The sequence below is a fragment of the Serratia sp. CY83965 genome (assembly GCF_052166375.1).
Taxonomy (GTDB): Bacteria; Pseudomonadota; Gammaproteobacteria; order Enterobacterales; family Enterobacteriaceae; genus Serratia; species Serratia marcescens.
The window spans coordinates 82,453-106,333 of record NZ_JBJNOV010000004.1 but is presented as its reverse complement, the minus strand read 5'-3'; the positions used below and the strand labels follow the sequence as shown (position 1 = coordinate 106,333).

Below are 23,881 nucleotides of genomic sequence, written 5' to 3'. Positions count from 1 at the left end.
CTCCCACCAATAAATCAATAAAATAGATTCATATTTTGCTTAAATCTTACTTGAGCGTTGAGTTTTCATCATCTCGCAGAAGAACAGTAGATACCTGTATCGAATTACTTTTATCGGTAAAACCAATATAATCGCCAAATGGATCTCTTCTCAGCAATGCGCATATTTATCAGGGTGGTTGAGCGGGGCAGCATGTCGGCTGCAGCCCGCGATCTCGGCATTGGCCAACCCGCCGTCAGTGAAAGAATAGAAAAACTGGAAGCACATCTTGGTACGCGTTTGCTAAGGCGCAATACGCGGAACATGTCTCTGACGCAGAGCGGTAATTTGTTTTATGAGAGAAGTAAAGCGGCGATTCAGGCGGCAGAGCACGCTCTGTCTGTGAATGAAGAAAATCAGGGCCTACAAGGCAAAATCCGTATTGCGGCGCCTTATTCTGCCGGGGAAAGCTTACTGATGCCTGCATTGTTACAGCTTCAGAACGAACATCCGGGGCTGCAGGTCGATGTCATTTTTAACGACCGTGTCATCGATCCTGTCACTGAGGGTGTGGATTTATCATTGAGGCTAGGAGAGGTCTCAGAAGGATTTTTTGTCGCACGTCCACTTGGTAACGTGCGAAGAGTGTTACTGGCCTCCCCTGCTTTGCTGGCTAAAATGGGTTATCCGCACTCTCCAGATGCGCTGGCTGGTTATCCATTTGCCGCTGTTTCTAGCGTATTTGCCAGTAATCGCATTCCAATGATCACCTCTGAAACCCAACTCATTAATGTTCCCGTCAACGTTAAATTTCAGTCCACGCACTGGCGAAGTGTCCTCTCCTATTTATTAGCGGGACATGCCATTGGTGTTTTGCAATTTCCGGTTTGCAGAAACGAAATTGAAAAGGGAGCGCTAATCCCCCTTTTAAGCCACTACCAGATCCCGCCTTTTAGCGCCTGGTTGCTCCACCCACCGGCAGGCATGATGTCATATGAAACGCGAATTTGCGCATCTCTGCTAGAGGGTTATCTCAGAGAGTCTCTGCTTGAGTTGATGTGATACGGTAATCTCCCCGGATAGCGTCCACTCCTGGCACTAAACTGCCCGCATGGGTTTCTTTGGGCAGTTGTGAGCGAGGAGCTGACGTTGGCGAAGAAAAGAATGTTCAAGCCCAGCAATCATGCTAATCGCCGTAAAAAACCACTTTCGCGACTTTATTCCTCGGTTCTGGCACCTTACTCACATCTCAGAGTGCTATCTTCATAATGTTGTAATGGTGAGGTTCATGAGGCTGATTCTTTTGTTACAGATCCCATTTATTCCCTTCCACAGATAGCCTGAACTCAATAGGTTCTCCGCAAATGTGTACAGTTGGAGCACCAGGTTCATTCCATCGAAATAGATTAAGATGCCAGCCGCCCGGTATTAATCTTGAGCAATCAATAAGGCCATCAGCACCATATCTACGAGCAAGGTCAGAGTTTTTCCATGATGGAGGTTCACGATTTTCCTGTAGCGCAGGTATCCAAGGTTTTTTTGAAAGCTCTGGATCAATCCCCAACACACTACTAGCTAGTTCATCATTCTGATCCAAGACAAACGCCTCGTCGATATAGAGTGGAACAACTACGCGTCGAATTCCGTCAGCCCGCATATACCCGGACACAGCCCTTATTGACCATTCTATTTCCGGACTCATGTAGAGTATAGGCTGTCCAGGGCGATGATACCGTCCGCTACTTTCTGGTTCTGGCAGATCAAGGACATGAGCCAGTTTATCTATGCGTACAGTGCGAAAAAAATATCCACTCATTCTTCTTAAAAATTTCTTGTCGGCCTGATTCATATGACCTCGCAGAATTAACAAATGTGCCTTATACGAAGACGGTAATCTGTCCGATAGTGCATATCCAATGTTACAAAATGTCCACTTCTGGCACGCAGCAGACAAACACGTGACGCTGAAGGTCTGCTGAGAGCGAGGTATAGTCATTCGAACCCTGAGAGTTACACTTTTAAGTGATTCAGGGTATGCGCTTACTGGTTACGAATATTGTGCCAGAATCATATGGTTTGATGATTGCCGCTTTGCTTCCGAGCCAGTAAGTGCTCCACGTTCGCTAACGAATACTCAGGGCATGCAGACAAACTGCTGACTATATTTCTTTCGAAGAGCGTGGAATGCATACCAATCCCCGGTGAAAAGGAGTTGGTTATGACTGCGATAGATCAGTTTGCTGCTCATGTTGGTCTGGACTGGGCGGATAAAAAGCATGATGTTTGCGTTCAGTTTAAAAACGGCGAACGCACATTCCATGTGATTGAACATACAGCAGAAGCGCTTGATGCCTGGCTCAACGCGTTGCACAAACAGGTGAAAGGCAAAATAGCTATCGCCCTTGAGCTGAAGAAGGGCCCCGTGGTATATGCTCTTCAAAAATATCCCTTTATCACCGTTTTCCCCGTCCACGCTTTGTCACCGGCTCGTTACCGGCAAGCCTTCTCGCCCAGCGGCGCTAAAGATGACCCGCAGGATGCAGAACTGGCATTAGAGTTAATGCTGCGTTATCCCCAAAAAATAAAAGCTATTGAACCCGACAATGCGGATATCCGGTTACTCCAGCAACTGGTTGAGCAGCGTCGTCAGTTGGTTGAAGATAAACGCCGCTTTGTGAACCGGATAATCAACACGCTTAAACAGTATTACCCTCAGCCCCTGGAGTGGTTCTCACATCGGGGTAGCTTACTGTTGTGTGAACTGATTATACGATGGCCCAGTCTGCAACAACTTAAACGCGCCAGGCGCGACACGATCCGCAACTTTCTGAATGCCAAAGGTGGCCGCGCAATGGCCCTTACCGAGCAGCGTGTTGCGAGTATTGATAACGCGATCCCATTGACGACAGACCCGAGTGTTATAGAGGCTAATGCTTTGATGGCAACCGCACTGGCGACACAAATTAAAGTCGTGAGTGAAATCATCAAAACCTATGACGAATGAATCGAAACGCTGTTTGACACATTGCCAGATGCGGGGCTGTTCAAATCACTTCCGGGCATGGGGCCGTGTATGGGCCCACGTATGCTTGCTGCACTGGGTGATAACCGAGACCGGTTTAACAGCGCTGAAGAAATTCAAAACTACGCAGGTATTGCACCGGTGACAGAACGAAGTGGCCAGAAATCCTGGGTTCACTGGCGATGGCAATGTGCGAAGTTCGTCAGGCAGACATTCGTGGAATGGGCTGCCAAGACGGTTAACTCATCATACTGGGCCAAATTGTATTATCAGGGGCAGCGAGAAAAGGGAAAATCTCATCAATCCGCGATCCGGGCTCTGGCATTCAAATGGCTAAGGATCATTTACCACTGCTGGAAGACCAGAACCCGCTATGACGAAGCGAAATATTTGTTGGCACTGGAAGAGCGAAAATCGCCCTTACTGATGCCGTAAAAAACTTGTCGAATGTCTCAGGGCGTGAAGCGGAAGTTACTTTAGATGCCTATTCCTCCAGATGCGACATGACTTGTTTCACGTGTAGCAACTGATTGTAGCGGCCTTCCTTGTCATTGAGCACCGTTATAGCTCAAATGAAACAGTCAGTCATATATATCGGTATTTTTTTTCAGAAGCAAAAGAGCTTCATCCATATGCTTCTTATGAAAGTTAGCCTTCCGCATAAACTCAATGAAGGAATCGGCTTCAAATCGGTTGAAACCATTATCCAACCCATCAAGCAGCCTTGAAAGCTGGGACTGGTTCAGTCGCGCGAGGAAAGCCCGTGCCCTTATTTCAGGAATAGGACGTGTAATATGGCAGGTAGAACACAGCGCCCGAAATGCACTAAGTGGATACTCCCATGGCTCATAACCCAGACTCATCGTCGTGTAATAGCAGTGATGAGCTTCGAGACATACACGCGCTCCACAATCCTCGCACCGGTGTCCAGCCTCATCCTTAACTAGGACTGCTTTCCTTAACCATCTCGGATCCCGAAGTTTGGATGTGTAGGTACCACTTAGCCTGCTGTAATCATAATTGTCAGTAGGGTAAAAACCCAGGCTCCAGCTATACCCCTGTTCATACCAGAAGCCAAAGGACTCAACTAGATCCTCAAATTCGGTTGTGTCACAACCGTTGTTCAATAAACTAAATAACCCGCTGCCGTCAATCACTAGGACCAGTAGTGCATCGTTATGGAGTTTTTCTCCACGGTCGTTCCATTCCTTCTGAGTAAAAAAAGTAGCATCATCAAGCATGCTCTCTTTGATAGCCCATTCCGTAAGGGCATGTTTCATTCTCGCTAAATTTTTAAGCATGTGGGCCTCATAATATATTCAGTTTTGTGAAATTATTATATAACCTTCAGTAGTGAGAAATGGAACCTCTCCGGCATGACAGAATAGATTGAGTTTATCTATATTATTTGCACTGGTATATGTTTCATCTAAAGTAGTAATACATTCTTTGATCGAAAGCTCGGGTATGTCACGACAGATGTCAGCAATAATATTTGTAATGTTATAAACGCATTTATAAATGTCAAACCCTGGATAGTATTTTTTACCTTTATTAATGAGATGTCGCTCTTCAGAAAAAAAAGAATCCCTCTCTGAAATATGCTCAAAGTTATCGATGAACTCTGATATTGCTTTGATCTCCTTTTCTCCAATAGGTCTTTTTTTTGCGTTAACAATCGCTTTAGCAACTACGAATAACGGGATAATAATCATCTCAGAATGGCTAAATGAAAATTCATTCCTAGTATTAAAAACTCTGAATTCATCAACGTCGCCGACGTGATGATGATAGTTTCTGATTATTCGCAGTAATTTAAACTCTGGGTGCTGTGAAATAGTTTTTCCAAACTGCTCACGGACTCTGTCCTGTAAGGAGTGTAAATTATTTAGAAAGCTGAATAATGTATTAATATCACGCTCACCAGTTTTCCTGAAATCTGTGAGCTCACAGCTGCTGTGGAAAAATCGGTCAACAAAAGTGTTCTGCTCCATCATCGTATACCCTAATTGAACCCTATGAACCATTTTAACCCATTACAAAAAACAGTGTTGTTTCTCAGAAGCAACCGAATGCTATCAGTGTAGGCTCAAAGATTCGACCCAAAAAAGAAAGCGAGCACATAAGTCCGTTCTTGACTATGTGTTCTGAGAAGAGTCTGCCAAGACCGGAGCTTCAAACTGATTCTCAGTTGGAGTGGAAGGCGGGTTGTTTGTCCCTGACCGACTAATGCAAGCAATGCTTGTAATGTCTGCTCCTGGCACCGAGCTGCCTGTAAGATGTAATGGTCTAATCAAGCCGTATACTTTGTTAGAGATATGATGGGCAACGCTAACGAGTAAAGAATGCGAAGAAAAACGTTCACCCATGAGTTCAAGCAGGAATGTGTCAATTTGGTTCTGCAGCACAACTGCCCGGAGATCCAGGCAACTGAAACCTATTTTCACTAATTTCAGAAACTTAATTTTTTTTCATTTTTACAAGATCTATTAATCCATTCTTTAGTTAATACTTGGTTTTGTTTGACGCCACACCCTTCGGCATACATAACACCGAGGACTCTGCCTGGGAGAACGCATAATCTTGCTGTGCAGCCAACGCAGTCCAATTATAGGCTTGAGTTAAATCCATCTTCGCACCGAGACCAATCCCATACATCTGGCCTAGACGGGCTTGTTTTCAGGGAGGAGAGCACTCCGTTATTTCCCGTGCTTCATTCAGTGTTCTGAACAGAAAAAAATCCAGTAATTCATTGCGGTAGGTTTGAGAGATAAGCTCTGGCCCATTATCCAGGCGGATCATGGCTGGGTAGCCACGACTTATTCCTACCCTCTCCAAGACTCTGACTATGCGTTGCGCTGACAGATTAAGATCGATCTCTATGTCCAATATTTCTCAATTAAAGTCATCGACCACATTGAAGTTAGATTTATGAGGAATTTTACAAATCTTATAGCTCGTCGCTGGCTAATGACGCTGTTCTCTGAAACTAAAAGTGAGAGCTGCGTAACGTTCTCTTAACACGACAATTGACGAATGTTTTGCCGTGGGTATTGTCTATATCTTACAAACGAGCAAACAAAACTGATCATATGAGCAAAAACTGAGTATCTAAAACCATAACCCAGTTTGCTTGTCATTCAGTTATCGCTTTCAGCTCTGTCATTTCTTAACGATAGTTCAGAGGTAGTTCAATGAAACAGGACCTTGTTGCCGGTATAGATTCCTCCACCCAGTCTTGTACCGTCATGCTGCGTAGTCTTGAAAATGGCAAGGTGATCGCACAGGCTCGTAAGTTGCATCCACCGACCACACCGCCGTGTAGCGAGCAGGATCCGCAAGCCTGGTGGGATGCATTAGTCTCCGCGCTCACTGAATTAAAACAATGGTGGCCACGTATTGCAGGTCTGGCTGTCGGTGGTCAGGGGCACGGCCTCGTCATGCTTGATAATCACGATCGCCCGCTGCGTCCTGCGAAGCTGTGGAATGACACGGAGTCTGCACCGCAGGCGCGTGAATTGTGCGAGAAGATTGCTCCGGAAGAATGGGCACGCCTGACGGGTTCCGTTCCGGGGCCGGCAATGACCATTTCTAAACTGGCCTGGACAGAACAAAATTATCCGGGGCTGCTGGAAAAAGCCCACCGCATCATGCTGCCGTTTGATTATCTGGTTTACCGTCTGAGCGGTAGCTTTGTGTGCGAGCGCGGCGGGGCATCCGGTACGGGTTACTTCAACCCCTTCACCAATAGCTGGGAACCACAGCTGGCAGCGGTGGTTAACAGTCAAATTGACTGGATTTCCCGCTGGCCCACTATCATCCCGTCGCATCAACCTGCAGGCGTGGTGAAGTTGATGCCTGAGCTGGAGGAACTGGCGGGTGCAATCGCGGGTGTCGGGACCGGCGATAACATGTCTGCCGCGTTAGGGATGAACCTGAAAACCGGTGATACCGGTATCTCTATCGGGACCAGCGGTACGTTGTATGGCATCACCAATAAGGGGATTACCGACAGCACCGGCACCATCAACGGTTATGCCGATGCGGCCGATCGCTTTATCCCCATGATTACTACACTGAACTCCGCCAAAGTCACCGATATGTTTCGCAAAATGCTGCGCGTTACCCCTGACGAATTCGACGAGCTCGCGCTGAGTTCACCACCCGGCGCCAACGGTCTTCAGCTTGTTCCGTGGTTGGACGGCGAGCGCACGCCCAACCTTCCTGACGCCACGGGACACATGCGCGGATTACGTACCACCACAACGATGCAGGATATGGCTCGCGCCACCGTGGAAGGCGTGCTGTGCGGTCTGTTGGCGGGCGGTCTGGCACTGAAACAACACGGTTTCACTGACGACGGTCGCATTATTGTCACCGGCGGCGGCGCAAAGTCACGAGCCTATCGTCAGATTCTGGCTGACCTGACGGGCAAGCCCGTTTGGATTTCTCCGGTGGGTGAAACGGCAGCCGCGGGTGCAGCCATTCAGGCTGCCGCTGCCGTGCTGGGATGCACAAATATTGAAATGGCCGATCGCTGGAGTGTGCCGCTCGAGAAAGTCGCCGAGCCACAACAAGATGCGCGCCATGTCCTGGACGCTTACGTTACCTATGCCAATGCATTATCAGGAGAGCTGCAATGAGTTCAATAACTACCCCTGCAAAAATCAAACCACCTAAGCAGCCGCTCAAAGTCCCTGCAGAAGCGGGTATCGCCGTTGTTTTCTTACTGGTCATGCTGGGCGGGTTTATCGCCACGCCTAACTTCCTGACCGTTTCGAACATGATGGTATTGCTTCTGAACGGCGCGGTCATCGGCTTCCTTTGCCTGGGACAATCCTTTGTCCTGCTGACCGGGGGTATCGACCTCTCCTGCGGCTCCATCGTGGCGATGACCTGCGTGGTTGCAGCTTTGCTGATGGAGAAATTTGGCATTCCGTGGCAGCTTGCCGTACCCATCGTGTTGGCGGTGGGTGCGCTGAGTGGGCTGGTAAATGGTCTGATAATCGAACGCACCGGCGTGCCGCCATTCATTGTCACCTTTGCGATGATGGGGGTTGCGGCATCCATACCACAAATTATCACCGGCGCCGAATCGATACGGGTGACGCAAATTGGTTACAGCCTCATCGGTCAGTCAAAACCGCTGGGTATTCCGTTCCCTGTCATAGCGCTGCTGCTGGCTATTGTTATTGGTGTCATCTTCCTGCGCCGCACCATCACCGGGACTCACATCTATGCGGTAGGCGGTAACGCAGATGCTGCACGCTTATCGGGGATCAGCATTCCACGCATCACCCTGTTGGTGTATGCAATTTCCGGGCTTTGTGCGGCATGCGGCGGCCTGATTTATGGATCGCGTCTGATGACGGGCTATCCGACGGCGGGCCGTGGTGACGAACTGTTCTTCTCAATAGCGGGTGCGGTGGTCGGTGGCGTCAGTCTGTTTGGCGGCACTGGCAGCCTTATCGGCGCGATGATTGGCGCCATGCTTATTGCCTCAATATCGAATCTGATGAACGTGCTAAACGTCAGTGCCTACTGGCAGCCGCTGGTCATCGGCCTGATCATCCTGTTCGGCGTCACCTTCGATACCTTACGTACCTCGAAAAAAATCGTGATCCCCTGGCTCAAAGTCAGGAAGTCACGCAAAACACAACAATAACGCTTCTTAAACCCTGACCTACCTATATCCAGGAGATAAACATGAAACTCCGTACCACAATCACCGCAGGTGCAGCGATAGTCGCACTGTCCTGCATGCTCGCCGGCTGTAACCGTGAGGATACTGAAAGCACCGTGGGTGCCGGCAAAAAAACATTGGGCGTTACGCTGCCGAACCTCACCAACCCTTATTACGTTGCCATGAAAAAAAGCTTTGAAGACAATGCAGCGGCACAGGGCTTGAACGTAAAAATTTCGATTGCTGATAATGACGACGCCAAGCAACTTTCGCAGGTGCAGAACTTCATTGAACAGAAGGTGGATGCGGTCGCAGTGAACTGCGTCTCCTCAGGCCCGTGCGTGTCGATCATAAACCAGCTTAATCAGGCAAAAATTCCGGCGTTTGCCATCAACATCCTTCCGGATACCGAGGGGATGAAGCAGCAAAACGTCACGCTGGTTCAAGGTGTTCAGACCGATCAGCGTGAAGGCGGCAAGCTCATTGGCCAGCAGCTGTTGAAAGACATTGGTGAAAATGGCACTGCAACAGTGGGTATCGTGGGAGAACCAACATCCATTGCCGCAAATGCACGTGATGAAGGCTTCAAGGAAGCCGTGGCATCCAACAAAAACATTAAGTTCGTCGCGCTGGTCAATGGCAAAGTAGAAGAAACAACCTCCCTGAAAGTCACCACTGAAATGCTGCAGGGCAGGCCAGAAATTAACGTCGTGTACTCAGACACCGAACCTTCCGCGCTCGGGTCACTGGCGGCAATCCAGCAACTGGGGGTCAGTGACAAAGTGAAGCTGTATGCGTTTGTGGATAAAGAAGGCGTCAAAGCCGTTCAGAACAACAGCATATTGAAAGCCGGTGCGATTCAGGAGCCGGTTAAACTGGCTCAGTTGCTGGTTGAAAATGCCAGGAAGAGTCTGAACGGTGAACAGGTTCCAGCCATGATCAACAACCCACCGCTGCTGGTCACCAAAGACAACGCAGCATCGGTAATGGGTTCAGCATACTGACTTAAGTGAAAGGCGAAGAATGATGAATTATGTGGCGAAGCAGGTCAAAATCGGTTTTTCGGGTGTGCAGGTTCTCCACGGTGTGGATTTCAGCGTAAAGCCTGGCGAGATCCACGGCCTCTTTGGCCATAATGGAGCGGGTAAATCAACGCTACTGAAAATCCTGGCGGGCGTTAACACGCAGGATAGTGGAGAGCTGATGATCGGCGAAACGCCGGTGCACCTTGCTTCGCCACGGGATGCACTCAACAAAGGTATTGCTTGTGTGTATCAGGAACTCCGTCTCATTCCCGGCATGAGCGTCTGGCAAAACCTTTTTCTCGGACGTGAATGTCGTAAAGGCAGTGGCTTTATAGATGATGCAAGTATGATCGCGCATACCGAGAAAGTACTAAATGATTACCATCTGAGTTTCAGCGCTACCGCGCTGGTCAAAAATCTGTCACATCCTGAAAAGCAGATGCTGGAAGTGGTTTCTAACCTTGATCGCGACGCCCGTTTTCTTTTCCTCGATGAACCGACAACCGCGCTGGAAGGTGCGCAGGCAGAAGAACTGCTGCAGGCAGTACAACGTATCGCACGCGAAAAGCAGATTGGCGTAGTGCTGGTCTCTCATAAATTAGACGAAGTGTTGGGTGTTTGTGATGAAGCGACCGTCATGTGCGGCGGCCGGGTGATTTACAACGAAGGCAAAAAGACGCTGAGCAAAAGCGCCATCATTGACGCTATTGTGGGCGACGCAAATGCCTATCAGGCGCCGTCTAACAGCCGTAGTCTGATACGCGGCGCGATGGGCAAACCCTGGCTCTCGGTCACCAACCTGCAGACTGATCGCCTGAAAGGCATCAACCTTGAGGCATATCGCGGGGAAATTTTGGGTATATACGGGCTGGCCGGCGCAGGGCGAACGCGCTTGTGCCAGACGCTGTTTGGGTTGGAAACCGTTACCGGTGGTGACATCCGGCTGGGTCACAAAGAATACCATCCTTCTTCACCGGCAAAAGCCATTGATAAGGGGATTGCTTACCTGACAGAAGAACGTAAAAAAGATGGCTTCATTCCTCAGATGTCGAGCTATGCCAACGCCATGCTGCCGGTTCTGAAAAAATTCCGTTCTGGCGGATTTGTCAGTCACAGCGCTGCGCGGCAGGCCGCCGCTGAGTTGCTGAGCAAGATGAATACGCTGGGAACGCTGAGCGGACCGATTAAATCGCTTTCCGGAGGCAATCAGCAAAAAGTTCTGCTCGCCAGGGTCATTGCGCAAAACGCCAATCTGGTATTGCTGGATGAGCCGACCAAAGGCGTCGACATTGGGGCAAAAGCGGATATTTATCGCATCATCCATCAGTTGGCAGATAAAGGCTGCTGCGTCATCGTGGTATCGAGCGAGGAAGAGGAATTGCTGGACGTGGCAGATACCATTACGGTGTTCCGACAGGGTAAATGCGATGGTGTGATCATTCCTGCACGCGACCTTAAACCCGCAGATCTTCGCAAAGCCGCATGGGTGCATGCTGAAGCCCAGGCTTAGGGCACTCATTCCCCGGAACAGAACGCATCTCCAACGGCCAGCTTAGCTGGCCGTTTTTGTTTCAGCGTTTAATTAACGTGCCAGCGGCGAGAGGGCAAAAAAAATGGCAGACTTTTACATCTCGGGTATACGCAGAGACAATGCAGGGCAACACATTCAGCACGTTAATTTTAATGATGTGATGTTATAAACGAATGAGCGCTTCCGGCGAAGCGCTCAGTGTCATTACTCAAAATCAGCGTGTCGTTTAAACATGGTTTCACTGGTTTCACGCAGTTGGTCCATGAGTTCAAGCACGATGGCATCGTAGGTGATAAAGCAGAGTTGCTCGAAAGAGGAACCCATTGGCTGCGAAAACTGGCCCGGAGTGCGATCGTTTTCAGTTTTGACCGTTCCCGGTAATACCAGTACGCAGTTGGCCAACTGGCCAATCGCAGAGTCTTTCTTCATGGTGACCAGCGCCACGTCGACACCACACTCAACGGCTTTCTGCGCAAGGCTCTTGAGACTGCCTGTTTCGCCACTGCCTGAACCAATAATTAACAAATCACCCGCTTTCGTATGAGGTGATGAAATTTCCCCGACTACGCTGACCGAAAAGCCTAAATGCAATAAACGGTTAGCGAACGCGCGGATGGCAATACCGCTGCGCCCTGCACCTTGCAGGAAAATATGCTTCGCATTACGGATCTTCCCGATAAAATGCTGTGCCTGATCATTGTCGATATTGAGCGCGTTTTGCTCCAGTTCCCTGAGAATACTGACAGTATTTTCCTGAACACCCATTTTCTTTTCCTCCGGTCAGGCAATTGTACGGCCACCATCCATGAGGATCGTCTGTCCCTGGATGTAAGAATTTGACTTATCAGCAAGGAAGATGGCCAGGTTTGCGACATCATCGATTGTGCCCAGACGACGGACCGGAATTTTCTCCAGTACTGCGTCTAAATCTGCCTGCGTCGGGTAATTAACACGCATCATTTCGCCGGTGTCGATAAGACGCGGCGCGATAGCGTTGACGTTAACACCTTTTGGACCCAACTCCTTCGCCAGACCACGAATAAGACCTTCACCCCCCGCTTTACTGGCCGGATAGCTCACCCCCCCGCCGGTACCTGACAGCGCAGAACCTGAGGAGATGTAAACGATTGAACCCTGGTTAGTTAAGAAGTCATCGTAGAAGGCTTTGACCGTATTGAATAAACCCGTCAGGTTGATTGAGAGTGTTTTGTTCCACTCTTCGAAAGTAATGTCTTTGACTTTATTAGCAAAAGCGACACCTGCGTTCAAAACCAGAATGTCGATACGGCCATAAGCCTCGATAACTTTTCTGCGCACTTCAGCCAGTGCCTGCGGATCAGAGACGTCCGTTTTGACAAAGAGCGATTTAACATTGCCAAAGGTCAGTTCTTGCGCAGTTTTGATGCCATTAGCCTCGTTATAATCGACAATGACGGTATGCGCACCGCGTTCGGCGAATTGTTTTGCAATTCCTTTACCAATCCCATGCGCACCACCGGTAATTAGCGCAACTTTACCTTCAAAATGACTCATCGGTTGTTCTCCTGAATCTTTGTACTTAACGTGAGAGAAATCCCCCACGTCTGCGGTCTACATAATGATTACGCGCTCAATTAAGAGCGCGTGAATGTATGTTGGATACTTAAAGCATGACAGACTTTAATGCCTGATAGCTTGCTTTAGGGTTGTCATTAAATAATGCGCCACCGACAACAATTAAATCAGCACCCGCCTCCTGTACTTTTTTCGCTATTTCCAGATTAACGCCACCGTCGACTTCAATTTGAATGTGCCGGCCAGCAATCATTTCTCTGGTTTTCTTAATTTTCCCGAGGCTTTTCTCGATGAAAGTCTGCCCGGGTTGCCCCGGGTTAATGGTCATAATCAGGATGTAATCAATATCGTCCAACAAATATTCCAGAACACTTTCAGGCGTACCCGGATTGATGACCACACCGGCTTTTCGCCCGGCCTTTTTTATTTTCTGTAAAATAAAATGCACATGCGGCGTTGATTCATAATGCACTGAGATCATTTCTGCGCCGGTATTAATAACATCATCAATATGTCTTTCAGGATTAGCCAGCATCATGTGTACGTCGAAAGTCATTTTGCTGGCTTTTTTCATTGCAGAAATTTGATTCGGCCCAAAGGCAATATTATTTACGAAGGTTCCATCCATTAAATCAACATGCAATATTTCAGTGTTCTCTTCTTCTAAAAAACGGAGCTCATCTTGCAGACTTAAGATATTCGCGCCAAAAATTGATGGTAAAATCTGTGCCATGGTAAACAAACCTCATTTTTAAAATCAATGGAATACAGTGCTCAACCAATACGTCAATACTTCCCACGGACCAGTCAGTACAAAGTCAGTACCCTGCCCCTGCAAGCCGACGCCTGCGCCATGCAGGAATTGAGTTGCACCCGGAGCCACATACCCTCCTAAATACATCACGACAATACTGAACAGTAAGGTTGAAATAATTGAGCGGATGACGTTTCCGTTGCTGGCCATTACGGTCATGGTTGTCATATAGATGATTGACATCAGAACGCCGATGGGGAAAATCATGATCCCCGGTAAAATCAGTGCGCAAAGCATGGTCAACGGAATGGTGATAACGGTGACGGTGATGGTCGCTGGGTCGCCCAGTGCCAGTGCACAGTCCATACCGATGTTCAGTTCGGCGTCTTTACCCATCTGCTTTTGCATAATCTCTTTGGCACTTTTCCCAATTGGAGACAGTCCTTCCATCAGGACACCCACCACTTTAGGCAGGAGCACCATTACCGCAGCCACCCCCATTGCCATCGGGACAATAGTGGTCACAGGCTGTTTAGTCAGCAGTCCAAGCAGACAACCTACAATGACACCGATGATAGCGGGTTCACCAAAAACACCCAGACGTTTCTGTACGCTCTCCAAATCAACGTCGAGCTTGTTCAGGCCGGGGATCAGGTCGATAATTTTATTGACCAGCAGTGCAAAAGGTAATGTCCAGCCTATATGGATCATGGTGGTACAGGTCGTCCCTTCCAGGCCATAATATTTCTGCCAACGGGGAGCAATTAAATCGCCAATAAACAGAGCGATAACGCTAAGTGCGACTGCCACGCCAAAACCGATAAAGAAGCTGTCAAACACGAAATAGGCCAGCGCGCCGGGAACCAGGAAGTGCATATAATTCCAGATATCAACGTTCAGCGTTTTGGTTAATTTAAGACGAACAAGTAGCAAATTAAGAATAATACCCACTGGAACAACTAAAGCGGCAAAGGGTGCCACCCATGCCGCTGCGCCCACCGCAGGCCATCCGATATCAGCCACAGTGAATCCGCTTCCCAGTTTTGAATAGTAGGCAATTGCCGGCTGCAGGGATGTACTCAACAGATTAACAACCAAACCTAAACCAATAAAACCGATACCCACGGTGATACCAGACTTAATGGCAGCACCGACTTTCATGCGGAAAACCAAACCCAAAATGAAGATGACAAGTGGTAGGATTGCCGTTGCCCCCATGCTTGTTATCGTTAGCATTATGTTTTTTAACATGTCCATCTTGTCATCCCCTGTGTTTTCTTATTAGTTTTTAGCCAGCTCTGTTAATAAATCCCCTAGTTTTTTTCGTAACACAGCTTCATTAATCCCGGTGATAAACCCGGCCACACTCATATGCGGTTTTCCGATATCACCTTTGTAGTTATTCGTGGTTAAAATCACATCAGCATTCTGTAATTCAGAAGGAAGTTCTGACATGCTGCATTTATTTATTTTGAACTGAGTAATGCCATATTCTGTACACACGGATTTCACTTCATCAGCAGCGATAGTTGACGTTGCGACACCGCTCCCGCAGGCTACGAGGATATTAATCATCATTATGCTCCTGAACTCTTATTGCATGACGGTGGAAATAAAAAGTGCCTGCGCTTTCTCGGAAGGAAGCTCAAGTAAATTTTGATAAAAGTCTTCCATTTGAAGATTACTAAAAAGGGCCTTCAGCAGTTGCAGCTGATTAGCCGGATCGGTAACGACCAAATTGATAATGAGTTTGACCCACAATTTATCGTCGCCATCAGCCTGATCAACCTGAACCGGTTCAGGTAAGCGAATAATATAAATCGACGGGCTGTTGGCCTGGTTGCTGTCGCAATGTGGGATCGCCACAGAATAACCATCAAGCAAAATACCGGTTGGATACATGGCTTCGCGTTCGCGCAGTGCTGCCAGATAGGTCTTTTTCACTATCCCTTCTGAATACAGCTTTTCATGGATGTGCTGCAGCACCTCATCGTAATTTTTGAATGCTGCACCATCTGCAACATTAATAGCGACTGTACTCACCTTTTCACCTCGCCTTTTTGCTCATTAGAGCAAACACAATCGATCACATGAGCAGTTATAGCATGCCAATTTTCCGCGCAAACAGAAAACATGCAAAAGTTATAAGCTGATCACAAAATAAATGCATAAGTGCACGAAAATAATTGCTCATATGAGCAATATCGAGTAATTCATCGTTTAGATCAATCAAGTCAACCGGAGAGGGAAAGTGAAATTTTTATTATAAATCAGACGGATAGTAGATTTTTTGAAGGTTTATATATGCGAACTGACCTATGTCAGAGGATTTGGCCATGCTCTGATCTAAGTCATGAGGGTTTACTGAATGGCTGATAGCAGTGCCTAATGCATGCCTGAGAGGAAGGTGATCAAGGGCGCGGGCTACGCCCCTGTTGCTGATGTTCCGGGATCTATTTCAATCAGGAATTGACAAGCTTCACCGCAGTATCGAAGTCAGTGATTAACACATCTAAAAGGCCTGACTTCAGGGAAGCGACGATGCCTTCATACTTCTGTTCTCCCCCCGCCACACCAATCACGGTTTTCGTGTTACGCAATTGTTCGGTTGAAATACCAAACCCAAGACGGCTCATCGGGCTATCAAGGATCTCGCCTTTACTGTTAACGAGAGTAATGCAGACATCCGCAGCGATATCTTTCTCAAACAGATTTTTTTGCCACGACTCGGGAAAAATATCACACAAACTGGATGAGCCCGTTTTCCAGGCGCCAATACCGGTGATGACAACATCCAGCTGAGAATAATATTGTTGGGTATCCACCACAGCCGGATCACTGGCCAGTTTTTGGGCCAGGCTTTCATCATCCACCCACATCGGCACATACATAGGATGTGCCTTACCCTGAGAGATAGTCGACAGTCTGTGGATAAGGTCGATCGGGCCCTGGCTAAATTCAATGCCCGGATGAACGCCAGATAGCTGCACAACATCTAATGCAGGCAAGCTGGTGAGTTGACTCACTGTGCTGGATAAAACGCGTCCCCAGGCAATACCAACCTTCATTCCCTCAGCGAGATTATTGTTGAGATAACTTGCAGTGATACCCCCCAGCTTCTCATTCAGTTCTTCCTGATTGGACCAGGATTCTGACACGGAAAGCACGATTGCCTTCTGCAGACCATACTTTCCGCAGAGATTAAGTGCGATCTCTTCGTCAAGCAGTTGCTGCTTTGGAAAGAGAAACTTCACATACTCTTCCTTTATTGCCTCATCGATAAGACGCGCCGCTTTAAATCTCGAAATCTCGAGTTCTTCAGCAATCTCAGTTTTGGTCTTCATCTCAACAAAGTAACGTCGGACGACGAGAGAATAGATATAGCGGGGATCGTAACCTGACCAGCGGCTGTTTTTTATACGTTTAGGCATAGAGCATTCCATCTTCATCCAAAGACAATATCAGCTGAGTTAAACTGTTACCCCTGCAATTTACTCATAAGAGTACACTTTTACCTGCTCTTTTGACATGAGCAAATGAGTCTTATCTTTTGGCGGTGTGATAGCTGACACATCTGATGATATGGGTGAAGAGACCAGAGTTTTTTAGACGGTGGCAAGGCTTTACATTATGTGCTCTCAATCAGTGACGCTGTGGCCTGTGATTTCTGTTTTTTGGCGTGAAACGGGTTACATTGCTCATGTGTTCCTCGCAGATAAAAATGCCCATCGGGTGCGGCCTGAGTTCCACCGGGACAACCATTCATCCCAGATTTTCCATTTTTTCCATTAAGACCAGCCCCACCGTTTTGATTACCGATTACCACGGATCCCCCTTTTCCTCCAGTTCCGCCTTTCCCGCCTTCACCTCCCTGACAGGCAAACGCTATAACGGAAAATCCCGTTAAAAAAAGATAAGAAAACAATTGAGCTCTGTTCATGTCTTTTCTCCAGGTTGCATCGGGTTTCGTTAGTTAGGGTAGCTGATTTACATTTCAATCCGTTCACTTTGCGCTGCGCCATTCTAAATCAGTACAAAACACATAGCGAAAAGATCTGATAGCCACTTAGGTGCAAGATAAAACATAGAATTTTAAGGGATGCACTTATGAAATTCTCACTTCCATGTGTGAATTTACCCATTTCGTAGCCAGTGACTCAGAAACTATTTACACGCTATAAGATTGGCCATCTGTTCCTGGTCCGGCAGACCGACGATCTGTTGAAGCATGTTGGCGTGGTTAAGATAATAAATTGCTGGCGTACCGCTTGCCCCCACATCTTCCATCAATTTCTGGTTGTATTGGATCTGCGAGAAAATCGGCTGCGGCGTTTTCTCCAAAAGTGCAGGCTTGTTTTTGCCACCCGACAACTCGAAATCCTGCCAGACCTTCGCGGGGTTTTCAGAAGACAATATCGCAGCCGCGTAACGGCCACTGTCGGGCTGCATGACACCCACTAACTGCGTTTTCAAAGCGATTTTATTGTCCTTAATATAGGGCTGCACGTCCTGTCTGAATTTTGTACAGTAAGGACAGAAGGGATCGGCAAACACGACAATCTGGCAATTTGCATTATTACTGCCTTCCGTGATACCGGCAGCTTTGGACAGTGTTTTCCACATCTCGCGGCCAGCAGGGATGTAAATCTCCTCTTTTATGACCTGTTCGCTGAGGTTACTTCCATTCTCATCGTACATATAACCTGATATGGCATGTTTTTTATCGGGGGTCAGATAAATTGTCACCCCCGTTCCCTGATATTTTCCCAACCAGCCCTGGACCCCGCCTGGAGCCGTGAAGGGTTTGATTATTTCTATACCTTGTTTTTCCAACTGCTTGACCGGTGCGGGAAGCGCTGCGGGCGTTGCTGCCTGAACCTGCGAGCCGATAAGTGCAGCAGATAACGCGAGGATGTATTTGTTCATTCTTATCTCAATATAATACGTACTCATTACGGGCCGTTGTTTAACAAACCTCCGGCCCTCCCGTCACGTGCTAAATGGCACTACTCACCCTTATCTCATCGTGACAAATTCTTCTGCCACAGTTGGGTGAATTGCCACGGTATTGTCGAAGTCTCTCTTCGTTGCTCCCATTTTCAGCGCAACAGCAAAGCCTTGCAGTATTTCATCCATGCCTAAACCGATACCGTGGATACCGACGATTTTCTCTTCCAACCCCACACATACCAGCTTCATGCGGGATGGCTGGCGATGACGCGTCACGCCGGTGTACATGGCGGTAAAAGATGACTGATAAACTTTCACCTGATCATCACCATATTCCTCACGCGCCTGGGGTTCAGTCAGGCCAACGGTACCTATTGTTGGGTGGCTAAAGACGACTGTGGGGATATTGTTGTAATCCAGATACTCATCCGGCTTGTTGTTAAACAAGCGTTCTGAAAGGCGACGGCCCGCAGCAACAGCTGCCGGTGTTAACTCAACCGCACCGGTATTATCACCCACCGCGTAAACACCCGGCACGTTGGTATTCTGATATTTATCAACTTTGACGTACCCTTTTTCATCGAGTTCAACACCCGCCATCTCAACGTTCAACTTGTCATTGGCTGGCTCACGGCCAATCGCCCAGATCAAACAGTCAACCGTTTGTTCACGACCATCTTCCAGCTTCAGTGTCAGGCTGCCGTCCTGGTTTTTGACCACTGCAGTGGGGATCGCTTGGGTGTGCAACGTTGGGCCTTCGACGTTCATGACTTCAACCAGTGTTTCTGTGAGCAACGGGTCAAAACTGCGCAAAGGCGCATGCTTACGTACGAACAAATGGGTTTTTGACCCCAATGCATTGAGAACACCTGCCAGTTCAACAGCAATGTAGCCTGCACCAACAACTGCAGTGCGCTCCGGTAGCGCCTCAAGCGCAAAAAAACCATCTGAATCAATTCCGTATTCCGCCCCCGGAATAGAGGGATGGCTAGGGCGACCACCGGTGGCTATCAATATATGGTCAGCGGTAATCGTTTCCCCGTTGACCTCCACCGTATGTCCGTCCACAAACCGGGCAAAACCTTTGATGACATCTACCTTGTTTTTACCTAACACATTTTCGTATGAAGTATGAATACGATCGATATAGGCACTGCGGTTTTTTAGCAAGTTAGTCCAGTCGAGGCGGTTTAATGTGGTATCGAAGCCATAGTCTGGGCCATAAAGATGAATGGCCTCTGCGATTTGCGCAGCGTGCCACATTATTTTTTTCGGTACACACCCCACATTGACGCAAGTCCCGCCCAACTCCCGCGCTTCTATCAAAGCGCATTTCTGCCCATACATCGCCGCACGGTTGATTGAGGCGATACCACCGCTACCACCACCAATCGCGATATAGTCATAGTGTTTCGTCATTTTGTTCTCCAGGCAGCATCGCTGCGGTCATCGTTCAGGTAGCATCGCCAGAACTCGCACTCAATGCCTTGCTTATACGGTTGAGCCCCTCAGCAAGCATAGCGCGTGGACAAGCCAGATTAAGGCGGATGTGCCCGTCGCCGTTACTGACAAACATTTGCCCCCCTTCAAGCAATACACCCGCATGTCTGGCAAAAAAGAGGGTTACTTCTTCCTGATTACTGTCATCTACAAGACGAGAGATATCAATCCAGGCAAGATAAGTCCCTTCCGGAATGATAAAACGGGCCAGCGGATGATATGTCCCTAGGTAGTCCTGCAGAAAACGGAAGTTCTCGTCAATGTAGTGCCTGACCTGAGTCAACCACTCATCGCACTCGGACCAGGCGGCCTTGTTAGCCACCAGGCTCAGCGGAGAGATAAAATCATCATGCAGGCGAAGCCATTCGGCTCTCACTGAGGCATCAGGGATCATGATGTTTGCAAGCAGGTTACCCGCCAGGTTGAACGTTTTGCTGGTCGACATGCAGGTGATAATTTTATGATTTTCAGGAAAAATTGACGCGGCGGGGATATGCGTGACGCCCGAGCGGGATAAATCACAGTGGATTTCATCAGAAATAACCCACACATCATGTTTAAGGCATAACGCTATCATTTTCTGCAACTCATCACGTCGCCAAACTCGCCCGGTGGGATTATGCGGGTTACAGAGAAAGAAGGCTTTAATTCGCTGCTGGTCATCGCTCAGGGCTTGTTCCATTGCCTCAAAATCTACCGCCCAGTGGCCTTCGTTATTTCTAAGCGGGCAATCGACGACGCGACGACCGCTATAGTCCCCGGCTTTTTTAAACGGTGCGTAAGAAGGGGTCAGGATGAGGATGCTATCTTCTTCGTGGGTGAGTAACGGCACCAATCGGTTAAGCGCAGGGATAATACCGGGGGAGAAAACAATGCTTTCTTCCTGAAACCGGTATCCGTAATGCCTTTCACACCAGGCCCCAAAAATCTCATAGTAGTCCCTGTCATAAACGCGGGTGTAGCCAAGAATTTTTTTATCTAACCGGGAACGTATGGCTTCAAGCACCGGCTCGGGTGTGGAAAAAGCCATATCTGCTACCCAGAGGTTTATAAAACCATTCGCCGGTACTTCCGGCGCGGGGCCTTCATGGGCACCAAACATATATTCACGCCAGCCGTCGACGGTTAAGCTGTCTGTCCCTGCTCTGTCCACTGCTTCATCAAAATCGTATTTCATAGAGGTTACCCGATTAGTTTATCCAAAGAGGTCACAGCGTCACTGATTTTGCTAACGATTAGATATTCCTTTGCTTTAAAACCTAAAAAACCATTTGCAGAGTGATCAAGTCATCACTGGCACGTTGATATCAGTGTCGTATTTTCTGACCCGGTGCCTTGATCACCAACAGAATGCCCGCAAGGACTGCCAGCGTTGAAAATGCCATTCTGAGGCTCAGTGACTCGCCCAAAAATGTTACGCCTCCCAGCATCGCCAGACAGGGCACACTCAACTGAACCGTACTGGCTGCAACAGACTCAAGACGAGGTAAAAGTGAATACCAGAGTACATAGGCTCCGGCAGAAGCACCGGCACCAGAGAGTATTGCCAGGACAATTCCGATACCGTCGAAGTGCGCTCCCTGGCTAATGAACGGCGACAACACCAGGGCAAAAGGTACAGCAAGGATGAAATTTGCCGCAGTGGCCTGCGCTGCGCTGGGAGAGCGCTTTCCGCAAAGGGTATAAGCCGCCCAGGCAAGGCCTGAAAGCGCCATCAGAACAGCGCTGCCCAAGGGGGGCGCTTTGGCACCAGGTAAGAGAAGAGCAGCCATGCCGGCTACAGCCAGCCCAAGCCCCGTTGCTCTGGAAAAAGACAGCCTTTCCCCATGGAAAAGGCCATGAGCCACCATCGCCAGTTGCACAACGCCAAACAAGAGCAAAGCACCTGTTCCTGTATCCAAATGGATATAGGCAAGGGAGAAACACAGGGCGTAGGTCATAAGAAAGAACCCGCTTTTCAAGCTCCAGACGCCCTGCTTTTTCCCCTCACGTCTCAACAACAGTGGTAACAAGACCACCGCCCCGCTCATCAGGCGAAGGTCACTGAACGTCACCGGGTCAATATGTTCGCCTTTCAACGCAATCCGACAGAGCACAGAATTGGCTGCGAATGCCATCATTGCTATCACTATCTTGAATCCAACAGACCGCCCCATCAGCGTGACGCCTCAAAATTAATAAATTACGTGGTAATCTATCAATTAGTAGGTAGGATGGCAATATCTACTTATGGCAGCCAGACTAAAATGGTACGCCTTTTCAGGTCATGCCTGGAGCATTGGCCTTTATCATTGCCAGATTTATGTGAAGCCGTAGACCTGTTACTAACAAAGGAGAACATATGCAAGATTTCAACGTACTGCTCGAAGCAGCATCAGATTATAACGAATTTGTTGGCAGCGGAGCAGAAGAAGACCGCAACGCATTGCGGCATTTTGAGGGGCTTGCCAACGAGGCATTACCTGACGATGTCATTAGTAAGCTCTCGCAACTTCCGGGTTCGTACAGCATTCTGGTAGCTGCTGAAATGTGGTGCCCCGACTGCCATAAAAACTTGCCTGTAATCCATGCCATTGCCGCGTCAGCGCCGGCAATACGTCTGGGTATTATCACCCGCAACAAGGCTGAAGCCGTCTTTAAGGCACACTTTGGTGTCGATAAAGTCAAAATTCCGTTTGCCGTGGTACTGGATGAGAACGCGACTCCGCTGGGGCAGTTTATTGAACGACCTGAAAATGCTACCGGCAACAATGGAGAAGTGAGCGAGAGGTACAAAAACGGTGAGCTTCTGGTCGATACCGCCCGCGAAGTGACTTCAATTTTTCCAGGAAAATAAGAGAGCGTTAAAGTTAAATTAATTGAATCTCAACTTGAAGGTAATAAACCTGGAAGTTGAGCAATGCCAGGGAAATAATAAAAATAAACCATAGCAACAATGCCCTTAGCCCTGCATCTAAGCAGGGCTTTTTTCGCGTAAAGAAAGCATGCTACGCAGTTTTGTATGTCAATCAAAATGCTACGCCCGTTTATTCAGTGGCCAACGACATCACCAGCAGCTTCGCGAAGCTTTACACTCCCTCTAAATGTAAGCAGAACTCCAGGCAACGATAATCCCGGCAACATATTCCGCATCCTGAGGATGCGTCAGAAGATGATCTGCTTCACCCAGTGAGATAAAGCTTTTCGGGTGTCTGGCGGCTTTAAAAATTTTCTCTGCCTGTTCAATCAGCACGGTATCATCATTGGGAGCATGAAAAATCAGCAGCGGCTTATTCATGGTAAATACCTTTTCCGCTATTTTATGCTCCTGAATGTTATCCAGCATTTGCTTTTTGAGCGTGAATACCCGGCCTGCAAGCTCTACCGGGAAAGCGCCATGGTTCCTAATATCTTCGATATTGTCTTTGAACAACCGCTGTACATGCGTCAATTCGCCTGGCGAACCTATGGTTACGACCGCTCTGGCCTCAGGCACTTTGCCTGCAATAGAGAGGATTGCCGAACCGCCAAGGCTGTGACCAATCAGCAGCGAAGGAGCCTCGTATTCCCGACGAAGATAATCGACCGCGCACAGCAGGTCAGAAATATTCGAGGAAAAATTAGTATTGGAAAAATCGCCTTCGCTGTTGCCTAACCCCGTGAAATCAAAGCGAAGCACCGCAATTGAATTTTCTGTCAGTTTCCTGGCAATGCGTGCAGCACCTTTCAGATCCTTCCCGCAGGTAAAGCAGTGCGCCAACAGGGCAAAGGCTTTTGGATTTTCTGGCAATTCAAGCAACCCGGCAAGTTCCTCACCTTCTGCATTTTTGAAGGTAAATTTCAATTTTTTCATTATGTTAACTTTCAGAATGGTTGAATTACAAGCAAGATACCTATCAGCCGC

22 protein-coding genes and 2 pseudogenes are annotated in these 23,881 nt (G+C 48.2%); 7 read left to right on the top strand and 17 right to left on the bottom strand.

Features of this window, described 5'->3' with window-relative positions; genetic code table 11:
• The first annotated feature begins 156 nt into the window (after positions 1 to 156).
• On the top strand, positions 157 to 1,041 hold the full coding sequence (locus ACJ8PL_RS11345; protein ID WP_049268274.1) for a LysR family transcriptional regulator: 885 nt from the start codon (positions 157 to 159) through the stop codon (positions 1,039 to 1,041).
• Between the two features lie 244 nt (positions 1,042 to 1,285).
• On the opposite strand, the gene ACJ8PL_RS11340 is transcribed toward ACJ8PL_RS11345, so the two are convergent.
• Entirely contained in the window at positions 1,286 to 1,828 is a 543-nt protein-coding gene (locus ACJ8PL_RS11340; protein WP_075206699.1) for an RES family NAD+ phosphorylase, read from the bottom strand.
• Positions 1,829 to 2,197: 369 nt separating this feature from the next.
• Here ACJ8PL_RS11340 and ACJ8PL_RS11335 point away from each other — a divergent pair.
• Positions 2,198 to 3,436, top strand: a pseudogene (locus ACJ8PL_RS11335) (IS110 family transposase).
• Positions 3,437 to 3,582: 146 nt separating this feature from the next.
• Here ACJ8PL_RS11335 and ACJ8PL_RS11330 read toward each other — a convergent pair.
• From ACJ8PL_RS11330 to ACJ8PL_RS11320, 3 genes and pseudogenes are all read right to left on the bottom strand, one after another.
• Positions 3,583 to 4,302 (bottom strand): hypothetical protein, encoded by a 720-nt coding sequence (locus tag ACJ8PL_RS11330; protein WP_049264894.1) that lies wholly within the window; start codon positions 4,300 to 4,302, stop codon positions 3,583 to 3,585.
• An 18-nt stretch (positions 4,303 to 4,320) separates the two neighbouring features.
• Positions 4,321 to 4,998, bottom strand: a complete 678-nt coding sequence (locus ACJ8PL_RS11325; protein ID WP_126501350.1) for a hypothetical protein — start codon at positions 4,996 to 4,998, stop codon at positions 4,321 to 4,323.
• Positions 4,999 to 5,695: 697 nt separating this feature from the next.
• Positions 5,696 to 5,923: pseudogene (locus ACJ8PL_RS11320) on the bottom strand (integrase catalytic domain-containing protein); the annotation flags it as partial.
• Between the two features lie 272 nt (positions 5,924 to 6,195).
• Between ACJ8PL_RS11320 and xylB the strand changes: the two are divergent.
• The 4 genes from xylB to ACJ8PL_RS11300 are packed head-to-tail and all read left to right on the top strand — an operon-like array spanning position 6,196 to position 11,219.
• Positions 6,196 to 7,644, top strand: a complete 1,449-nt coding sequence (xylB, locus tag ACJ8PL_RS11315) for a xylulokinase (protein ID WP_270221632.1) — start codon at positions 6,196 to 6,198, stop codon at positions 7,642 to 7,644.
• On the top strand, positions 7,641 to 8,666 hold the full coding sequence (locus ACJ8PL_RS11310; RefSeq protein ID WP_032693575.1) for an ABC transporter permease: 1,026 nt from the start codon (positions 7,641 to 7,643) through the stop codon (positions 8,664 to 8,666). Before xylB ends, ACJ8PL_RS11310 begins: the two co-directional genes overlap by 4 nt.
• 41 nt (positions 8,667 to 8,707) lie before the next feature.
• The gene (locus ACJ8PL_RS11305; protein WP_024359909.1) at positions 8,708 to 9,688 is read left to right on the top strand and encodes a substrate-binding domain-containing protein; all 981 of its coding nucleotides are present in this window, start codon (positions 8,708 to 8,710) and stop codon (positions 9,686 to 9,688) included.
• Positions 9,689 to 9,710: 22 nt separating this feature from the next.
• A complete protein-coding gene (locus ACJ8PL_RS11300; protein ID WP_038423126.1) occupies positions 9,711 to 11,219 on the top strand; it encodes a sugar ABC transporter ATP-binding protein in 1,509 nt (502 codons plus the stop codon).
• Positions 11,220 to 11,444: 225 nt separating this feature from the next.
• On the opposite strand, the gene hxlB is transcribed toward ACJ8PL_RS11300, so the two are convergent.
• The 12 genes from hxlB to ACJ8PL_RS11240 form a co-directional block, all read right to left on the bottom strand.
• Positions 11,445 to 12,005, bottom strand: a complete 561-nt coding sequence (hxlB, locus tag ACJ8PL_RS11295) for a 6-phospho-3-hexuloisomerase (protein ID WP_024359910.1) — start codon at positions 12,003 to 12,005, stop codon at positions 11,445 to 11,447.
• Between the two features lie 15 nt (positions 12,006 to 12,020).
• Positions 12,021 to 12,773, bottom strand: a complete 753-nt coding sequence (locus tag ACJ8PL_RS11290) for an SDR family NAD(P)-dependent oxidoreductase (protein WP_049089945.1) — start codon at positions 12,771 to 12,773, stop codon at positions 12,021 to 12,023.
• A gap of 109 nt (positions 12,774 to 12,882) precedes the next feature.
• Positions 12,883 to 13,527 (bottom strand): ribulose-phosphate 3-epimerase, encoded by a 645-nt coding sequence (rpe, locus tag ACJ8PL_RS11285; protein ID WP_270221633.1) that lies wholly within the window; start codon positions 13,525 to 13,527, stop codon positions 12,883 to 12,885.
• 24 nt (positions 13,528 to 13,551) lie between these two features.
• The gene (locus ACJ8PL_RS11280) at positions 13,552 to 14,805 is read right to left on the bottom strand and encodes a PTS transporter subunit IIC (protein ID WP_020439340.1); all 1,254 of its coding nucleotides are present in this window, start codon (positions 14,803 to 14,805) and stop codon (positions 13,552 to 13,554) included.
• 24 nt (positions 14,806 to 14,829) lie between these two features.
• Positions 14,830 to 15,123, bottom strand: coding sequence for a PTS sugar transporter subunit IIB (locus tag ACJ8PL_RS11275; protein ID WP_024359913.1), 294 nt, complete (start codon positions 15,121 to 15,123; stop codon positions 14,830 to 14,832).
• Positions 15,124 to 15,141: 18 nt separating this feature from the next.
• Positions 15,142 to 15,591, bottom strand: coding sequence for a PTS galactitol transporter subunit IIA (gene gatA / locus ACJ8PL_RS11270; protein ID WP_047611334.1), 450 nt, complete (start codon positions 15,589 to 15,591; stop codon positions 15,142 to 15,144).
• A gap of 419 nt (positions 15,592 to 16,010) precedes the next feature.
• Complete coding sequence (locus tag ACJ8PL_RS11265) at positions 16,011 to 16,979, bottom strand: sugar-binding transcriptional regulator (RefSeq protein ID WP_015697025.1); 969 nt, start codon at positions 16,977 to 16,979, stop codon at positions 16,011 to 16,013.
• A gap of 197 nt (positions 16,980 to 17,176) precedes the next feature.
• Positions 17,177 to 17,488, bottom strand: coding sequence for a hypothetical protein (locus tag ACJ8PL_RS11260; RefSeq protein WP_071825604.1), 312 nt, complete (start codon positions 17,486 to 17,488; stop codon positions 17,177 to 17,179).
• Positions 17,489 to 17,712: 224 nt separating this feature from the next.
• Entirely contained in the window at positions 17,713 to 18,474 is a 762-nt protein-coding gene (gene dsbG, locus ACJ8PL_RS11255) for a thiol:disulfide interchange protein DsbG (protein ID WP_032693652.1), read from the bottom strand.
• Between the two features lie 90 nt (positions 18,475 to 18,564).
• On the bottom strand, positions 18,565 to 19,917 hold the full coding sequence (gene gorA / locus ACJ8PL_RS11250; protein ID WP_142471387.1) for a glutathione-disulfide reductase: 1,353 nt from the start codon (positions 19,915 to 19,917) through the stop codon (positions 18,565 to 18,567).
• 34 nt (positions 19,918 to 19,951) lie between these two features.
• The gene (locus tag ACJ8PL_RS11245; RefSeq protein ID WP_064367713.1) at positions 19,952 to 21,175 is read right to left on the bottom strand and encodes a MalY/PatB family protein; all 1,224 of its coding nucleotides are present in this window, start codon (positions 21,173 to 21,175) and stop codon (positions 19,952 to 19,954) included.
• Positions 21,176 to 21,305: 130 nt separating this feature from the next.
• Positions 21,306 to 22,154, bottom strand: coding sequence for a DMT family transporter (locus tag ACJ8PL_RS11240; RefSeq protein WP_049264873.1), 849 nt, complete (start codon positions 22,152 to 22,154; stop codon positions 21,306 to 21,308).
• A gap of 185 nt (positions 22,155 to 22,339) precedes the next feature.
• Here ACJ8PL_RS11240 and ACJ8PL_RS11235 point away from each other — a divergent pair, with 185 nt between their 5' ends.
• Positions 22,340 to 22,834 carry a thioredoxin family protein gene (locus ACJ8PL_RS11235; protein ID WP_049264871.1) on the top strand — a complete coding sequence of 165 codons (495 nt, stop codon included), beginning with the start codon at positions 22,340 to 22,342 and terminating at the stop codon, positions 22,832 to 22,834.
• 243 nt (positions 22,835 to 23,077) lie between these two features.
• Here ACJ8PL_RS11235 and ACJ8PL_RS11230 read toward each other — a convergent pair whose 3' ends face one another.
• Positions 23,078 to 23,830: an alpha/beta hydrolase family protein gene (locus ACJ8PL_RS11230; RefSeq protein WP_049264868.1), complete on the bottom strand. Its 753-nt coding sequence runs from the start codon at positions 23,828 to 23,830 to the stop codon at positions 23,078 to 23,080.
• Positions 23,831 to 23,881 lie beyond the last annotated feature (51 nt).

Coding starts and splice junctions, on each gene's coding strand:
- ACJ8PL_RS11345 (WP_049268274.1), top strand. CDS start 157: ATGCGCATATTTATCAGGGTGGTTGAGCGGGGCAGCATGTCGGCTGCA.
- ACJ8PL_RS11340 (WP_075206699.1), bottom strand. CDS start 1,828: ATGAATCAGGCCGACAAGAAATTTTTAAGAAGAATGAGTGGATATTTT.
- ACJ8PL_RS11330 (WP_049264894.1), bottom strand. CDS start 4,302: ATGCTTAAAAATTTAGCGAGAATGAAACATGCCCTTACGGAATGGGCT.
- ACJ8PL_RS11325 (WP_126501350.1), bottom strand. CDS start 4,998: ATGATGGAGCAGAACACTTTTGTTGACCGATTTTTCCACAGCAGCTGT.
- xylB (WP_270221632.1), top strand. CDS start 6,196: ATGAAACAGGACCTTGTTGCCGGTATAGATTCCTCCACCCAGTCTTGT.
- ACJ8PL_RS11310 (WP_032693575.1), top strand. CDS start 7,641: ATGAGTTCAATAACTACCCCTGCAAAAATCAAACCACCTAAGCAGCCG.
- ACJ8PL_RS11305 (WP_024359909.1), top strand. CDS start 8,708: ATGAAACTCCGTACCACAATCACCGCAGGTGCAGCGATAGTCGCACTG.
- ACJ8PL_RS11300 (WP_038423126.1), top strand. CDS start 9,711: ATGAATTATGTGGCGAAGCAGGTCAAAATCGGTTTTTCGGGTGTGCAG.
- hxlB (WP_024359910.1), bottom strand. CDS start 12,005: ATGGGTGTTCAGGAAAATACTGTCAGTATTCTCAGGGAACTGGAGCAA.
- ACJ8PL_RS11290 (WP_049089945.1), bottom strand. CDS start 12,773: ATGAGTCATTTTGAAGGTAAAGTTGCGCTAATTACCGGTGGTGCGCAT.
- rpe (WP_270221633.1), bottom strand. CDS start 13,527: ATGGCACAGATTTTACCATCAATTTTTGGCGCGAATATCTTAAGTCTG.
- ACJ8PL_RS11280 (WP_020439340.1), bottom strand. CDS start 14,805: ATGGACATGTTAAAAAACATAATGCTAACGATAACAAGCATGGGGGCA.
- ACJ8PL_RS11275 (WP_024359913.1), bottom strand. CDS start 15,123: ATGATTAATATCCTCGTAGCCTGCGGGAGCGGTGTCGCAACGTCAACT.
- ACJ8PL_RS11265 (WP_015697025.1), bottom strand. CDS start 16,979: ATGCCTAAACGTATAAAAAACAGCCGCTGGTCAGGTTACGATCCCCGC.
- ACJ8PL_RS11260 (WP_071825604.1), bottom strand. CDS start 17,488: ATGAACAGAGCTCAATTGTTTTCTTATCTTTTTTTAACGGGATTTTCC.
- dsbG (WP_032693652.1), bottom strand. CDS start 18,474: ATGAACAAATACATCCTCGCGTTATCTGCTGCACTTATCGGCTCGCAG.
- gorA (WP_142471387.1), bottom strand. CDS start 19,917: ATGACGAAACACTATGACTATATCGCGATTGGTGGTGGTAGCGGTGGT.
- ACJ8PL_RS11245 (WP_064367713.1), bottom strand. CDS start 21,175: ATGAAATACGATTTTGATGAAGCAGTGGACAGAGCAGGGACAGACAGC.
- ACJ8PL_RS11240 (WP_049264873.1), bottom strand. CDS start 22,154: ATGGGGCGGTCTGTTGGATTCAAGATAGTGATAGCAATGATGGCATTC.
- ACJ8PL_RS11235 (WP_049264871.1), top strand. CDS start 22,340: ATGCAAGATTTCAACGTACTGCTCGAAGCAGCATCAGATTATAACGAA.
- ACJ8PL_RS11230 (WP_049264868.1), bottom strand. CDS start 23,830: ATGAAAAAATTGAAATTTACCTTCAAAAATGCAGAAGGTGAGGAACTT.